Below are 13,557 nucleotides of genomic sequence, written 5' to 3' on the forward strand. Positions count from 1 at the left end.
ATTTGAGCATATAGATTGCTCAAAGGAGCAGACGATGACCCATGCCGATGGCGCCGCGCCACGCCGCAACCCGGCCCTGTCCTACGTGAAGGTGTTCCGGGCGGAGCCGATCGAGCGGATCGGGATGATCAAGCACGGGCTCCGGGCCTCGGACGCGAAACGCATCCTGTCCGACCTTGCGGTGACGCAGGCCGTGGCCATGCGGGCCCTGAACATCTCCGCCGCCACCATGAACCGCAAGGCGAAGGGCGAGGACCGGCTGCCCCCCGCCGAGAGCGAGCGCGTCCTGGGCGTGGCTCGCCTCGTCGGCCAGGTCCAGGCGATCGTGGAGGAATCCGGCAGCCCGAAGGGCTTCGATGCGGCCGCCTGGATGTCGCGCTGGCTGGGCGAACCGCTTCCGGCCCTGGGCGGGGCGCGTCCGCTCGATCTGCTGGACACGATGGAAGGCCAGGCCCTGGTTTCGGGTGCCCTTGCCCGCATCCAGAGTGGCGCCTACGCGTGACGCGGACCGCCTGGCGGATCGCGACCGACGCGCCGGGCTACGGGGCCGACGATCTTTCGGGCGCGGGGGCCAAGCGCACGGGCGGGCGCTGGAACGAGAAGGAACTTCCCGTCCTTTATGCCTCGGAGAACCGGGCGCTCGCCTGCCTGGAAACGATGGCCCACCTCAACGCGGGGGGCTTGCCGCTCAATCGCTACCTCGTGGAGATCGTCATCCCCGACGCGGTTTGGGATGCGCGGGAGGAGCACCGCGCGGACGCGCTTCCCGTGGGGTGGGATGCCCGCCCGCCCAGCCGGACGAGCATCGGATTCGGCACGGCCTGGCTGCTGAGCCGGCGGACCGCGCTTCTCGTGCTGCCATCGGTGATCGTGCCCGAGGAGCGGAACGTGCTGATCAACCCCCAGCATCCGGCCGCCGCCGCCATCGCGGCCCGCAAGCTCCGCCTCTGGACCTACGATCCCCGGCTGTCCGGAAGGCTGTAGATCCCCGCGGCACCGCCTGGCCCTGCTCCCCCTCAGCGGAAGATCGGCACCGAATCCTCCTCCGGCATGTCGGGCAGCGGCACGTCGATGGTGACGGTAGCGGGATCCACCCCGGTGCCGCGGTCGAGGAAGTAGGTCACCGCCTCGGGCCAGGCGATCACGATCGCCACCAGCGTCAGCTGGAGGAAGAGCCACGGAATCGCGCCCAGGTAGATGTCCTTGGTCAGCACCTCCTTCGGCGCGATGCCGCGCAGGTAGAACAGCGCGAAGCCGAAGGGCGGGTGCATGAAGCTGGTCTGCATGTTGATGCAGAGCAGCACGCCGAACCACACGAGGTCGATGCCGAGCTTCTCCGCCACCGGGGCCAACAGCGGCACGACGATGAAGGCGATCTCGAAGAAGTCGAGGAAGAAGGCCAGCAGGAAGACGAAGATGTTGACGAAGATCAGGAAGCCCATCTGGCCGCCGGGCAGCTGCGACAGCAGGTGCTCGATCCAGATGGAGCCGTCCACGCCCTGGAAGACCAGCGAGAACACCGTCGCGCCGATCAGGATGAAGATCACCATGGCCGTGATCCGCATCGTGTTGCCCATGGCCTGGAACAGCAGCGTCCAGGAGAAGCGGCGGTTGATCACCGCCAGCACCACCGCGCCCACCGTTCCCATCGCCCCCGCCTCGGTCGGCGTGGCGAGGCCCATGAAGATCGTGCCCAGCACCAGGAAGATCAGCACGATGGAGGGCACCATGCCCTTGATGACGCGCCAGTAGAGCGGCCAGCCGCGCGGCGCCAGCGCCTCGGGCGGCAGGGGCGGGACCTTGTGCGGCGCCACCACCGACACGACGGCGATGAAGGCGAGGAAGAGCAGGATCTGCAGAAAGGACGGGCCGATGGCGCCCGCATACATGTCGCCCACCGGCTTGCCGAGCTGGTCGCCCAGGATGATGAGCACGAGCGAGGGCGGGATGACCTGGGTGATGGTGCCCGAGGCCGCGATCACGCCGGTCGCGATCCGCATGTCGTAGCCGTAGCGCATCATGACGGGCAGGGAGATCATGCCCATGGCGATGACCGAGGCCGCGACCGTGCCGGTGATGGCCCCCAGCACCGCGCCCACCAGGATGACCGCGTAGGCGAGGCCACCCGGAACCTTGCCGAAAAGCTGTCCCGTCCCCTCCAGCAGGTCCTCCGCCAGGCCGCAGCGCTCCAGGATCGCGCCCATCAGCGTGAAGAAGGGGATGGCCAGCAGCAGGTCGTTGGAAAGGATGCCGAAGACGCGCAACGGCAAATTGCCCAGATAGGCGGGGCCGAAGAACCCCAGCTCGATGGACAGGAAGCCGAAGAACAGTCCCACCGCGCAAAGCGAGAACGCGACCGGGAAGCCGATCAGCAGGAAGATGACCAGGCCGCCGAACATCAGCGGCGGCATCACGTCGAGGTTCATCGGGGCGCGCCTCTTACTGCTCGGGCCGGTGGTATTCGGTGACGACCTCGACGGGCTGGCGGGCGCCGCGCAGCAGCGCGATGCGCTTGATCAGCTCCGACAGGCCCTGGAGGGTGATCAGGAAGAAGCCCAGCGGCAGCAGCATCTTGACCGGCCAGCGCAGCAGGCCGCCGGCATTGGGGCTGTCCTCCCACCGCACCCAGCTGTCCAGCGCGAAGGGCCAGGTCATCCAGGTCAGCAGCACCATGGCGGGCAGCATGAAGAAGACGAAGCCGAAGATGTCGATCCAGATCCGGCCCCGCTCGCCCACAAGTCCGTAGACCAGGTCCACCCGGACATGCTCGTTGCGGAACAGCGTGTAGCTGGCCCCCAGCATCACGATGCCGGCGAAGAGGTACCACTGCACCTCCAGCCAGGCGTTGGAGGAGTAGTTGATGCCGTAGCGGACGAAGGCATTGGCCGCGCTGATGCCGCAGGCGAGCAGGACGCACACGTTCGCGGCCATGCCGAAGCGCTGGTTCATCCAGTCCACGCCCCGGCTGAACGCCAGCAGCCATGCCATGCGCAATTTCCCTTCGAGTGGAGCCCCCGCCACGATCTTTAACGCCGTGTGACGGGGAAGGCCAGCGGCCCTCTCGCCCTGCGGCCCTGGCCCCGGTAGGCTCCTCCCATGGTCGGGATGGGGATGGGGGCGGCGCTCGCCTCGGCCGCGCTGGCGGCGCTGGGGCTGCTCGTGGCGGCCTGGGCGCTGGCCGTGGGCGGCTTCGGTCCGGTGGCGCTGCCCTTCGGCCCACCCTGGGGCGCGCTTTCCCTGGCGCTGGACCCGCTTTCCGCTTGGTTCCTGCTCATCCTCGGCGCGGCCGGGCTGCCCGCCGCGCTCTTCGCCGTCGCCTCCGGCCTGTCCCGCGCCCAGGCGCTGCTGCTGCCTCCTTTCCTGCTCGCCATGGCGCTGGTGCTGCTGGCGGCGGACACGGTGACCCTGCTCCTGGGCTTCGAGGCGATGTCGCTGCTGTCCTGGGGGATCATCGCCGCCAGGGGGCAGCGTCGGGCGGCGCGGCTTTATCTCGGCTTCGCGACCGTCTCAGGCGTGGCGCTGCTGGGCGCGGTGGCGGCGCTCGCCCCCTCGGGCTTCGGCTTCGACGCGATCCGCGCTGCCCCGCCCGAGGGGCTGCGCGCCACGCTGCTGCTGGCGCTCGTCCTGCTGGGGGCGGGCAGCAAGGCGGGGCTGGTCCCGTTGCATCCCTGGCTGCCCGTCGCGCACCCGGCGGCACCCACGGCGCTCTCCGCGCTCCTGTCGGCCGCGATGGTGAAGGTGGCGCTCTATGTCCTGCTGCGCGTGGTCATGGACCTCGCCGGGCCGGCGCAGCCCGCCTGGTGGGGCGTGCCCTTTCTGGCGCTGGGCGCGGTCTCCGCGCTGTGGGGGGCGATCCGCGCCAATCTGGAAACCGACATGAAGGCGGTGCTGGCCTGCTCGACGCTGGAGAATGTCGGGTTGCTCGCCATCGCCCTCGGCCTCGCCCTGATGTTCCGCGGCAGCGACCTCCGGCCGCTCGCCGCCTTGGCGCTGTCGGCGCTGCTGCTGCACGCGCTGGTTCATGCCTGCTTCAAGACGCTGCTCTTCCTCGGTGCCGGCGCGGTGGTCGCGCTGGCCGGCACGCGCGACCCGGACCGGCTGGGTGGGCTGGTCCATCGCATGCCCTGGGTTGCGGGGCTGATGGGCCTCGCCGCCGCCTCCGCCGCCGCGCTGCCGCCCCTGGCCGGCTTCTCCTCCGAATGGCTGCTGCTGCAGTCGCTGCTGCAATCCTGGCGCCTCGCCGAGATGTCGTTCCAGCTGCTCGGCGCCGCGGCGCTGGCCGCCGCCGGCATGGCCACGGCCCTGGCGGCGGCCGCCATGCTGCGCCTCGCCGGGACGGTGTTCCTCGGCCGGCCGCGCACCCCGCGCGCCGCCGGGGCGGGCGAGGCGACGGGGCTGCTGCGCCTTTCCCTTCTTCTGCCCGGCGGCTTCCTGCTGCTGCTTTCCGTGCTGCCCGGCCCGGCGCTTTCCCTGGCAGGCGGGGCGGTGCGGCGGGTGCTGGGGCCGGTGGCGCAGCCGCCTGCCTCCGGCCTCGCCTTGCTCCTGCCCGACGGGGCGGCGCTGTTCAGCCCCGTCGCGGTGATCCTGCTGCTCGGGTTGCTGCTGGCCCTGGGCTATTTCGGCACGCGCCGCCTGTCACCCGAGCCGCCTGTCCTCGGCCCGGCCTGGGATTGCGGCTTCGGCCCGGCCCCGGCGCACCTGCCTTTCGGCGACGTGCTGACCCAGCCCAGCGCCGCCGGGGCCGCGCAGCCCCTGCGCCGGATGCTGGGCGGCATCCCCATGGCGGTCGCCGAACGCCACGACGCCGCCATTCCCGGCAGCCCCTGGCCGGCACGGCTGCGCCTCCGCCTGCGCGACCGGGCCTTCCCGGCGCTCGTGCAGCCCTTGACCCGGCTGCGCCGCTTCCTGGCGCGCGAGGCGGAAAGGCTGCGCGACCTTTCCCTGCGCGGCTTCGTCGCCCTTTCCCTGCTGACGCTGGTGGCGCTGCTGGCCCTGCTGGCGGTGCTGGAGCGCCTGCGATGATGGCGGCGATCGGCGGCTTCCTGTCGCTGCTGCTGCACGCGGCGCTGACCCTGGCCCTGGCGCCGCTGCTGGTCGGGCTGGTGCGATGGCTCAAGGCGCGGATGATGGGACGACGCGGGGCCTCGCCCATCCAGCCCTGGCGCGACCTCGTGCGCCTGCTGCGGAAGCGGCCGATCCTCGCCTTCCACGCCTCGCCGGTTTCGCGCGCGGCGCCCTACATGGCCCTGGCGGCGACGCTGCTGGCGGTTCTGCTGGTGCCTTCCTTCGCGGGCGGGATGGCGCTGTCCGCCTTGTCGGACCTCGTGCTGATCGCGGGGTTGGTGGCGGTGGGGCGCGCCGCCCTGGCGCTGGCGGGGTTCGACGCGGGCAACGGCTTCGGCGGCATGGGCGCCTCGCGCGAACTGGCCTTCGCCGCCTTTGCCGAGCCGGCGCTGCTGCTGTGCATCCTGTCCTTCGCCGTACTGGCCGGGACCACCTCCCTGGACGGCATCGCCGCGATCTTCCGCGACGGGCAGGTGGGGCTACGCGTCTCCCTCCTTTTCGCCGCGCTGGCGCTGGTCGCCGTCGCCCTGGCGGAGAATGCGCGCATCCCGGTGGACAATCCCGCCACCCACCTGGAGCTGACCATGGTGCACGAGGCGATGATCCTGGAAGCCTCCGGCCGTCACCTCGCCCTGTGGGAGATGCAGGCGGCGCTGAAGCTGCTGCTCTGGTTCTCCCTGCTGCTGGCGGTCTTCGCGCCCTTCGGCATGGCGCCCGCCGGGGCGGGGCCGCTGCTGTGGCTCAAGGGGCTGGCGCTGTGGCTGGGCAAGCTGGGGCTGCTCGCCCTGGCGCTGGCGGCCTTCGAGAGCGCCATCAGCAAGATGCGCGTCTTCCGCGTGCCGGAATTCCTGGGCGGCGCGCTGCTGCTCGCGCTGCTGGCCGCCGCGCTGCTCTTCGTCTCGACGGGGCTCGCCTAATGGGGTTCGGCCAGCTTCCCTACGACGTCGCGCACCTGCTGGGCGGGGCGATGCTGCTGTGCTCCTTCGTGATGCTCTACCAGCGCCGCCTCCAGGCGCTGGTCACGGCGCTGGCGGCGCAGGGCGTGCTGCTCGGCCTGGCCGCGCTGTGGCAGGGCCACGTGCAGGGCGCACCCTCGCTCTACCTGACGGGGCTGATCGCCCTCGCGGCCAAGGGCGTGGCGATCCCGCTCGTGCTGCGCCGCCTCCTGCGGCAATGGCCGCCCGAGGCGCGGGTGGAGGACGCACCGGTCGCGCTGTCGCTGCTGCTCGGCCTCGCCCTGGTCGGGCTGTCGCTGCTGGTGGCGCTGCCCGTCACCGCGGGCGCCCGCGCCATGCTGCGCGAGGACCTCGCCGTCGCGCTGTCGCTGCTGCTGATCGGCCTCGTCATCATGGCGACGCGGCGGCTGGCGCTGGCGCAGGTGGCGGGGCTGATGACGCTGGAAAACGGCCTCGTCCTCGCCGCTACGGGCGTCGCGGGCATGCCCTTCGTCGTGGAGATCTCGACCGCCGGCCTCGTGCTGGTGATCGCGCTGCTGGCCGGGGTGCTGGCGCGGCAGATCCACGGGCGCTGGGGCAGCCTCGACACCGCCCTGCTCGACCCGCACCGGGGGCGCTGAGGTGACGCTGCCCCTGGCCCTCGTCCTGATGCCCCTGGCCGCCGCGGCGCTGCTCGCCGCCTGGCCGGCGCGTGCGGCAGCACTGAACGTCGCGGCGGCGGCGCTGACGCTGCTGCTGGCCGTGGGGCTGCTCCTGACCGGGCCGGCGCCGGAAGGCGCGTGGCTGGCGGCGGATGCGCTGAACCGGCCGCTGGTGCTGGTGGCGGCGCTGGTCGGCCTGTCCACCGCCATCTTCTCCTTCGGCGACATCCGCGCCGAGGGCTTCGACACCGGCGCCACCCGCCTCTACCACGCCTGCTTCCAGGGTTTCGTCGCCGCGCAGATGCTGGCCCTGCTGGCCGATAATCTCGGCCTGATGTGGGTGGCGATCGAGGCGGCGACCTTGCTCTGCATCCTCGTGGTCGGGATGCGCCGCACTCCTGCGGCGATGGAGGCGGCGTGGAAGTTCTTCATCCTCTGCGGCATCGGCATCGCGCTGGCGCTGTTCGGCGTCATCCTGCTGGCCATGGCGGCGCAGCCCCTGGTGGAGGAGGCGCGGCGCTTGTCCTTCGCCGCCATCCTCGCCGCCGCGCCGCGTGCCGAGGCGGGTCTGCTCAACCTCGCCTTCCTGTTCCTGCTGGTGGGATTCGGCACCAAGGCGGGGCTGGTGCCGCTGCATTCCTGGCTGCCCGACGCCCATGCCGAGGGGCCGACCCCCATCGCCGCCGTGCTGTCCGGGCTGCTGCTGAACTGCGCCATGCTCGGCATCCTGCGCGGGCTGGCCATCGTCAACGCGAATGATGCGGCCATCGCCCCGGGGCCGTTCCTCGTCGCGGCCGGGCTGGCCTCGCTGCTGCTCGCCTCGCTGTCGCTGTGGCGGCGGCGCGACACGAAGCGGCTGCTTGGCTGGTCCTCGGTCGAGCACATGGGGCTGTCGGCCTTCGCCTTCGGCCTGGGCGGGCCGGCGGGGCACATGGCAGGGATGGTGCATCTCTGCGGCCATTCGCTGCTGAAATCCGCTGCCTTCTTCGCGCTGGGACGCGCGGCGCAGCTGCGCGGGAGCCAGGCCATCGCCGACATCTCGGGCCTCGCCCGCTCGCACCCCGCGCTGGGCTGGGGGCTGGTCTTCGCCATGGCCGGGCTCGCCGGGCTGCCGCCCTTCGCGCTCTTCGCCTCCGAGTTGCTGATGGCGGCGACGGCGGGGCGCGAGGCGCCCTGGCTCCTGCTGCCCTTGCTGGTCGGGCTGCTGGTGGCGGGGCTGGCGATCCTCGCCGCCATGCAGCGCCTGTGCTTCGGCCCGGCCCATCCGGCACCGGCGGCGGGGGTGGTGACGCTGCTGCCGCTCTGGGCGCATCTGCTGCTCGCGGCCGTGCTGGGCCTCGCCCTGCCGGAGCCGCTCGCCGCCCTGTTCCGCGACGCGGCGAGGCTGCTGGGATGAGAGACTGGCCGCGCTTCGACGGGCACGATCTCCTCGCCCTCTGGGCCGAGCCGGACCGCGTCCACGCCGCCTTCCTGGATGTTGCCGGGCCTGCGGTGGTCAGGGCCACGCTTCCGGCGGAAGCGGGACGCTACCCCGCCCTGTCGCGGCGCTTCCCCGCCGCCGCCTGGTTCGAGCGTTCCATCCGCGACCTGTGGGGGTTGGAGGCGGAAGGCGCCGCCGACCTGCGTCCCTGGCTGGATCACGGCCTTTGGCACATCCGGGCGCCGCTCTCGGGCAGCGCCGCGCGTCACTCGCCCTTGCAGGAATTGCCGGAGTTCCTTCCGGTGGAAGGGGAGGGCATCCACCGCATCCCGGTCGGCCCCATCCATGCCGGGGTGATCGAGGCCGGGCATTTCCGCTTCCACGTGCAGGGCGAGACGATCGTGCGGCTGGAGGCGCGGCTGGGCTACAAGCACAAGGGCGTGCTGGCGCTGATGCTCGGCAAGTCGCCCCGCGCCGCCATGCGCTTCGCCGCCCGCCTGTCCGGCGACACCACCGTCGCCCACTCCATCGCCTTCGCCCGCGCGGCCGAGGCCGCGACCGGCGCCGAGCTGCCGCCCCGCGCCGCGGCGCTGCGTGCCGTGATGCTGGAGCTGGAGCGGCTGCACAACCACCTGAACGACATGGGCTTCCTGGCGAAGGACGCCGCCTTCGCCCCGCTCAGCGCCCAGTTCGGCCTGCTGCGCGAGGCGCTGCTGCGCGTGCTGGCGCAATGCTTCGGCCACCGGCTGATGATGGACCGCGTGATCCCGGGCGGCGTCGCCCTGGACCCGGAGGATGTCTCGCTCGCCCGGCTGCGCGCCGTGCTGGCGGAGATCGGGCGCGAATTGCCGGGTCTGCTGGCGATCTACGAGGGACATGCCTCCCTGCAGGACCGGATGATGGGCACGGGCATCATCCCGCCCGCACTGGTCGCTTCCTTTGCGCCAGGTGGCGTGGTTGGGCGCTCCGCTGGCCGCCCCTTCGACGCGCGGCTGCTGGATGGGCCGATCACCGTGCCGGTGCGCGCGGGGGGCGACGTGGACGCGCGCTGGCGCCAGCGCCATGACGAGGCGCTGCATTCCCTGGCCCTGCTGGACGTCATCCTTTCCGCCCTGCCATCCGGCCCCGCCACCGCCCCCCTGCCGCAGCGCGGCGGCGAGGCGGTGGCGCTGGCCGAGGGCTTCCGCGGCGAATGCCTCGCCTGGCTGCGCCTGGACGATGGCGGGCTGATCGAGGCCAGCTTCCTGCGCGACCCGTCCTGGCTGCACTGGCCGCTGCTGGAAGCCGCCGTCATCGGCAACATCGTCGCCGATTTCCCGCTGATCAACAAAAGCTTCAACGGCTCCTACTCGGGGTGCGACCTGTGACGCTGCGCGGCCTCGTGCCCATCCTGCGGGTCTTCGACGCTGGACTGGCGCGCCAGTTCTATGGGGACTGGCTCGGCTTCCGCTGGGACTGGGAGCACCGCTTCGAGCCGGACTTGCCGCTCTATGCCCAGGTCTCGCGCGACGGCGTCACGCTGCACCTGTCCATGCACCACGGCGACGCCACGCCGGGCAGCGCGCTGCGCCTGCATTGCGACGACGTGGATGCGCTCCACGCCGCGCTGGCGCCCCGTTCCTGGGCGCGTCCTTCCGTGGAGGAGATGCCTTGGGGCGAGCGCGCCATGCGCGTGACGGACCCCTTCGGCAACCGCCTGCATTTCTTCTCGCCAAAGGAGGCGTGATGCTCTGGCCCCGCCTGGCGAGGAACCTCCTCTCGCGCCCTGTCACCGACCCGGCGCCACACCCTTCCCCGGAGATCGTGGAGGCGCTGCGCGCCCGCATGGACGCCGCCGCCCAGCGCCGCCTCGGCCGTTCGCTCTCCTTGCGCCACGTGGATTCCGGCTCCTGCAACGGCTGCGAGCTGGAGCTGAACGCGACGGAGAACGTGGTGCACGACCTGGAGCGGCTGGGGCTGCGCTTCGTCGCCAGCCCGCGCCATGCCGACGTCTTGCTCGTCACCGGCCCGCTGACGCGCAACCTCCGCGTGGCGCTGGAGCGCACCCGCGCCGCCACCCCCGAGCCGTGCTGGGTGGTGGCGATCGGCGACTGCGCGGCGGATGGCGGCGTGTTCAAGGGCTCCTACGCCGTGGAGGGCGGGGTGGCCCAGGCGGTGCCGGTGGACCTCCTGATCCCCGGCTGCCCGCCCACCCCGTCGCAGATCCTGGAGGGGCTGCTCGCCCTCATCGAAGCAGGGCGCTGAGGCTCGGCGTCTCCGCTTCGGGCGGGGCGTCGCGCAGCACCGCCAGCGCGTCGCCCAGGAAGGCGCAGAAGGCATCGGCGTGGAAGGTACCGTCGCCTCGTCGCGTCTGCACCAGGTCCTAGGGATTTTCCGCCGCGCGCAGGCTGCCTGCCCGGGACGGGCGCGCGACCCGCGCCTGGGCTTCCAGCGTCGCCAGCGTCTCGCTCAGGCGGTCGGGCGCTTCCGCGGCCTCGCACAGCTCGGCGCTGCGCGCCTGCTCCACCGCGAGGGCTTCCTGCGCGCGGCGCGCGGCTTGGGCGTCGGGCGCGGTGGAGCGGGCGCCGAAGTAATAGCCGAACACCCCCGCGATGATGCCGTTCGCGTAGCCGGCCACGGCCTCGTTCAGCGCCAGCGCCTGCGAGAACAGCAGGAGCGGCAGCCCAACGATGCCCGCCACCAGGGCGAGCACGGCGCGCACCGTCCCTTCCGGCAGCGCCATGGGCAGGTCGCGCAGCGCTGCCACCTGCTCCGGCGTCGTCGCTGGGTCGCGCAACAGGGCGAAGGGGCGCGCGGCGAGCCATCACAGAAAGGCGGCGAAGCCCAGCCCCACGCAGAAGATCAGCAGGGCCGCGAAAGCGGCCGGCGCAGCCAGGGCACCGGCCTGCCAGGTGGCGAACAGGAGGGCGAGAAAGTCGAGGAGGGGGTAGTGGAAGCGAGGGGCAAGGGCGGTCTCCGGTTCAGCCGCCCCAAATGTTCCTAATTCGTTCTATGAGTCCAGCAAAACAGGAACTTCGTCCCACGGCGTGGCCCGCATAACACGCTCACAGCATGGAAAGGCCCCGCGGCAGGGCGCCGCGGGGCGGGAAATCAGGCCGCCTGCTTCTGCAGCAGGCCTTGGCGCACCAGTTCCTCCGCGATCTGCACGGCGTTCAGCGCCGCGCCCTTGCGGAGGTTGTCGCCCACGCACCAGAAGGCGAGGCCGTGCGGCACGGTCGGGTCCTTGCGCAGCCGCGACACGAACACCGCATCCTCGCCCGCCGCGTCGAGCTGAGTGACGTAGCCACCATCCTCGCGCCGGTCCACGAGCTGGAGGCCGGGTGCGTCGCGCAAGGCGTCGCGCGCCTGGGCGACGGTGATCGGCCCCTCGAACTCCACGTGGACCGCTTCGGAATGGCCGACGAAGACGGGCACACGCACGGCGGTGGCGACCACGGCGATGTCGGGATCGAGGATCTTCCTCGTCTCCACCGCCATCTTCCACTCCTCCTTCGTGAACCCGTCCTCCATGAACTTGTCGATGTGCGGGATGCAGTTGAAGGCGATGGGCTTGGTGAACTGCTCGACCACCGGCTGGTCGTGGACGAAGGAGCCCTTGGTTTGGTTGAACAGCTCGTCCATCGCCTCCTTCCCCGCGCCGGAGACGCTCTGGTAGGTGGCGACGACCACGCGCTTGATGCGGCTGATGGCATGCAGCGGCTTCAGCGCCACCACCATCTGAATGGTCGAGCAGTTGGGGTTGGCGATGATGCCGCGCTTGCGGAAGCCAGCGATGGCCTGCGGGTTCACCTCCGGCACCACCAGCGGCACGTCCGGCTCCATCCGGAACTGGCTGGTGTTGTCGATCACCACGCAGCCCTGGGCGGCGGCGCGCGGCGCATGCACCGCCGAGACGGAGGCGCCCGGCGAGAACAGGCCGATATCCGTGCCCGTGAAGTCGAAGGTCTCCAGGTTTTTCACCGTCAGGATCTGCTTCTCGCCGAAGGAGACCTGCTGACCAGCCGAACGCCCGCTGGCCAGCGCGACGACCTCGCTGGCGGGGAAGTTGCGCTCGGACAGCGTCTTCAGCATCTCGCGCCCCACCGCACCGGTGGCGCCGACGACCGCGACCCTGTAGCCCATGACCCAAAGCTCCACTTGACAAGAGGGCGCCTCCTTTACGCCCCCCGCCCCGGCACGTCCAGCAATCCGCCCGGTTGAGCCGCGGGGCCGCCGGGTCTATCCCCCGGTGCGCATGGATTCTGCCCCGCCCGAGGCCCGCCCCGCCGGTCCGCTCGCCCTTTACCGCGCCCGCGTCGCCGCCGGGGCGCTGCGCCCCGATCCGGCCCAGGCCCAGGCGGCGGAGCGGCTGCAGGGCTTGTGGAAGACCCTGCGCGGCTACGACCCCAGCCCCGCCGCTCCCGCGCCGAAGCCCACGGGGCTGCTGGGGCGGCTCTTCGGCAAGCGCGGCTCGGGCGACCTCGCGCCGCCCGAGGACATGCCGGAAGGGCTCTACCTCGTCGGCGCAGTGGGGCGCGGCAAGTCCATGCTGATGGACCTGTTCTTCGAGACGGCGGAGGTGCCGCGCAAGAAGCGCATCCACTTTCACGCCTTCATGCAGCAGGCGCACCAGCGCATCCATCGCTGGAAGAAGGAGAACCCGGGCAGCGACGATCCGATCCCGCCGCTCGCGGATGTGGTCACGGCCGAGGCGGCGCTGCTGTGCTTCGACGAGTTCCAGGTGCACGACATCACCGACGCGATGATCCTGGGGCGCTTGTTCGAGGCGCTCTTCGCGCGCGGGGTCGTCGTGGTCGCGACCAGCAACACCGCGCCCGACGACCTGTTCAAGGGCAAGCCCGGGCGCGACGCCTTCCTGCCCTTCATCGCGCTGATCAAGCAGCACGTGGAGGTGCTGCATCTGGAAGCGCAGGGGGATTACCGACGCGAGCGCATCCGGGGCCTTCCCACCTGGCACTTCCCCGCCGATGCGCGGGCCGAGCGCGCGCTGGATGCGGCCTTTGCCGAACTTGCGGGGACGCCGCACGGCACGCCCTGCACGCTCACCGTGCTGGGGCGCGCGGTGGAGGTGCCGCAGGCGTCGCGCGGCGTGGCGCGCATGGATTTCGACGCGGCGTGCGGCGCCTTTCTCGGCCCCGCCGACTACCTCGCCATCGCGACGCATTTCCACACGCTGGTGCTGGATGGAATCCCGCGCCTGGGCCCGGAGAATTTCGACAAGGCGCGACGCTTCATCACGCTGGTGGACGCGCTCTACGAGCATCGCTGCAAGCTCGTTGCGAGTGCGGAAGCCGAGCCGGACCGGCTCTACGAACGTGGCGAAAATGCGGCGATGTTCGAGCGTACTGCATCACGTCTCATGGAAATGCAGAGTCAGGACTATTTGGGGTTGCCTCACCTGCCCTGATTGAAATAAGCCGCAACACGGGAAAGAGACTGGGGAAAAGGGGGTTTCATGCGGATGCTCTTCGGGGGC

15 protein-coding genes are annotated in these 13,557 nt (G+C 71.5%); 10 read left to right on the forward strand and 5 right to left on the reverse strand.

The features are described from left to right. Positions 1–34: 34 nt before the first annotated feature. Positions 35–502, forward strand: a complete 468-nt coding sequence (gene parS / locus OF850_RS05375; protein ID WP_301588897.1) for a type II RES/Xre toxin-antitoxin system antitoxin — start codon at positions 35–37, stop codon at positions 500–502. Further along, positions 499–984, forward strand: a complete 486-nt coding sequence (locus OF850_RS05380) for an RES family NAD+ phosphorylase (RefSeq protein ID WP_301588898.1) — start codon at positions 499–501, stop codon at positions 982–984. Before parS ends, OF850_RS05380 begins: the two co-directional genes overlap by 4 nt. Positions 985–1,016: 32 nt before the next feature. Here OF850_RS05380 and OF850_RS05385 read toward each other — a convergent pair whose 3' ends face one another. Continuing rightward, positions 1,017–2,426 carry a TRAP transporter large permease gene (locus OF850_RS05385; protein WP_301588899.1) on the reverse strand — a complete coding sequence of 470 codons (1,410 nt, stop codon included), beginning with the start codon at positions 2,424–2,426 and terminating at the stop codon, positions 1,017–1,019. 13 nt (positions 2,427–2,439) lie between these two features. Then, the gene (locus OF850_RS05390) at positions 2,440–2,988 is read right to left on the reverse strand and encodes a TRAP transporter small permease subunit (protein WP_301588900.1); all 549 of its coding nucleotides are present in this window, start codon (positions 2,986–2,988) and stop codon (positions 2,440–2,442) included. A gap of 108 nt (positions 2,989–3,096) precedes the next feature. Between OF850_RS05390 and OF850_RS05395 the strand changes: the two genes are divergently transcribed. Genes OF850_RS05395 through OF850_RS05425 form a run of 7 tightly spaced genes read left to right on the forward strand, consistent with a single transcriptional unit; the run spans position 3,097 to position 10,325 of the window. Beyond that, entirely contained in the window at positions 3,097–5,022 is a 1,926-nt protein-coding gene (locus tag OF850_RS05395; protein ID WP_301588901.1) for a proton-conducting transporter transmembrane domain-containing protein, read from the forward strand. Continuing rightward, positions 5,019–5,981 (forward strand): respiratory chain complex I subunit 1 family protein, encoded by a 963-nt coding sequence (locus OF850_RS05400; protein WP_301588902.1) that lies wholly within the window; start codon positions 5,019–5,021, stop codon positions 5,979–5,981. The genes OF850_RS05395 and OF850_RS05400 overlap by 4 nt, the downstream gene beginning before the upstream one ends. After that, positions 5,981–6,640 (forward strand): hydrogenase-4 component E, encoded by a 660-nt coding sequence (locus tag OF850_RS05405; protein ID WP_301588903.1) that lies wholly within the window; start codon positions 5,981–5,983, stop codon positions 6,638–6,640. The genes OF850_RS05400 and OF850_RS05405 overlap by 1 nt, the downstream gene beginning before the upstream one ends. A 1-nt stretch (position 6,641) precedes the next feature. Continuing rightward, positions 6,642–8,057 carry a proton-conducting transporter transmembrane domain-containing protein gene (locus OF850_RS05410; protein WP_301588904.1) on the forward strand — a complete coding sequence of 472 codons (1,416 nt, stop codon included), beginning with the start codon at positions 6,642–6,644 and terminating at the stop codon, positions 8,055–8,057. Then, positions 8,054–9,448, forward strand: a complete 1,395-nt coding sequence (locus tag OF850_RS05415) for a hydrogenase large subunit (protein ID WP_301588905.1) — start codon at positions 8,054–8,056, stop codon at positions 9,446–9,448. The genes OF850_RS05410 and OF850_RS05415 overlap by 4 nt, the downstream gene beginning before the upstream one ends. Further along, positions 9,436–9,807, forward strand: a complete 372-nt coding sequence (locus OF850_RS05420; protein WP_301588906.1) for a glyoxalase superfamily protein — start codon at positions 9,436–9,438, stop codon at positions 9,805–9,807. The genes OF850_RS05415 and OF850_RS05420 overlap by 13 nt, the downstream gene beginning before the upstream one ends. Then, positions 9,807–10,325, forward strand: coding sequence for an NADH-quinone oxidoreductase subunit B family protein (locus OF850_RS05425; protein WP_301588907.1), 519 nt, complete (start codon positions 9,807–9,809; stop codon positions 10,323–10,325). The genes OF850_RS05420 and OF850_RS05425 overlap by 1 nt, the downstream gene beginning before the upstream one ends. Here the strand turns inward: OF850_RS05425 and OF850_RS05430 are convergent. From OF850_RS05430 to OF850_RS05440, 3 genes are all read right to left on the reverse strand, one after another. Continuing rightward, complete coding sequence (locus OF850_RS05430) at positions 10,306–10,437, reverse strand: hypothetical protein (protein WP_301588908.1); 132 nt, start codon at positions 10,435–10,437, stop codon at positions 10,306–10,308. The two genes, OF850_RS05425 and OF850_RS05430, sit on opposite strands and share 20 nt — an antisense overlap. A gap of 6 nt (positions 10,438–10,443) precedes the next feature. Beyond that, a complete protein-coding gene (locus tag OF850_RS05435) occupies positions 10,444–10,857 on the reverse strand; it encodes a hypothetical protein (RefSeq protein ID WP_301588909.1) in 414 nt (137 codons plus the stop codon). 314 nt (positions 10,858–11,171) lie between these two features. Beyond that, positions 11,172–12,203, reverse strand: coding sequence for an aspartate-semialdehyde dehydrogenase (locus OF850_RS05440; RefSeq protein WP_301588910.1), 1,032 nt, complete (start codon positions 12,201–12,203; stop codon positions 11,172–11,174). A 112-nt stretch (positions 12,204–12,315) separates the two neighbouring features. Here OF850_RS05440 and zapE point away from each other — a divergent pair, with 112 nt between their 5' ends. After that, positions 12,316–13,488, forward strand: a complete 1,173-nt coding sequence (gene zapE, locus OF850_RS05445; RefSeq protein WP_301588911.1) for a cell division protein ZapE — start codon at positions 12,316–12,318, stop codon at positions 13,486–13,488. Positions 13,489–13,557 lie beyond the last annotated feature (69 nt).

It is taken from the genome of Sabulicella glaciei (genome assembly GCF_026183895.1).
GTDB lineage: Bacteria > Pseudomonadota > Alphaproteobacteria > Acetobacterales > Acetobacteraceae > Roseococcus > Roseococcus glaciei.

What these genes read in the sequence shown, in the direction of transcription:
- parS (WP_301588897.1), top strand. Translation starts at nt 35, where the DNA reads ATGACCCATGCCGATGGCGCCGCGCCACGCCGCAACCCGGCCCTGTCC.
- OF850_RS05385 (WP_301588899.1), bottom strand. Translation starts at nt 2,426, where the DNA reads ATGAACCTCGACGTGATGCCGCCGCTGATGTTCGGCGGCCTGGTCATC.
- OF850_RS05390 (WP_301588900.1), bottom strand. Translation starts at nt 2,988, where the DNA reads ATGGCATGGCTGCTGGCGTTCAGCCGGGGCGTGGACTGGATGAACCAG.
- OF850_RS05395 (WP_301588901.1), top strand. Translation starts at nt 3,097, where the DNA reads ATGGTCGGGATGGGGATGGGGGCGGCGCTCGCCTCGGCCGCGCTGGCG.
- OF850_RS05400 (WP_301588902.1), top strand. Translation starts at nt 5,019, where the DNA reads ATGATGGCGGCGATCGGCGGCTTCCTGTCGCTGCTGCTGCACGCGGCG.
- OF850_RS05405 (WP_301588903.1), top strand. Translation starts at nt 5,981, where the DNA reads ATGGGGTTCGGCCAGCTTCCCTACGACGTCGCGCACCTGCTGGGCGGG.
- OF850_RS05415 (WP_301588905.1), top strand. Translation starts at nt 8,054, where the DNA reads ATGAGAGACTGGCCGCGCTTCGACGGGCACGATCTCCTCGCCCTCTGG.
- OF850_RS05425 (WP_301588907.1), top strand. Translation starts at nt 9,807, where the DNA reads ATGCTCTGGCCCCGCCTGGCGAGGAACCTCCTCTCGCGCCCTGTCACC.
- OF850_RS05440 (WP_301588910.1), bottom strand. Translation starts at nt 12,203, where the DNA reads ATGGGCTACAGGGTCGCGGTCGTCGGCGCCACCGGTGCGGTGGGGCGC.
- zapE (WP_301588911.1), top strand. Translation starts at nt 12,316, where the DNA reads ATGGATTCTGCCCCGCCCGAGGCCCGCCCCGCCGGTCCGCTCGCCCTT.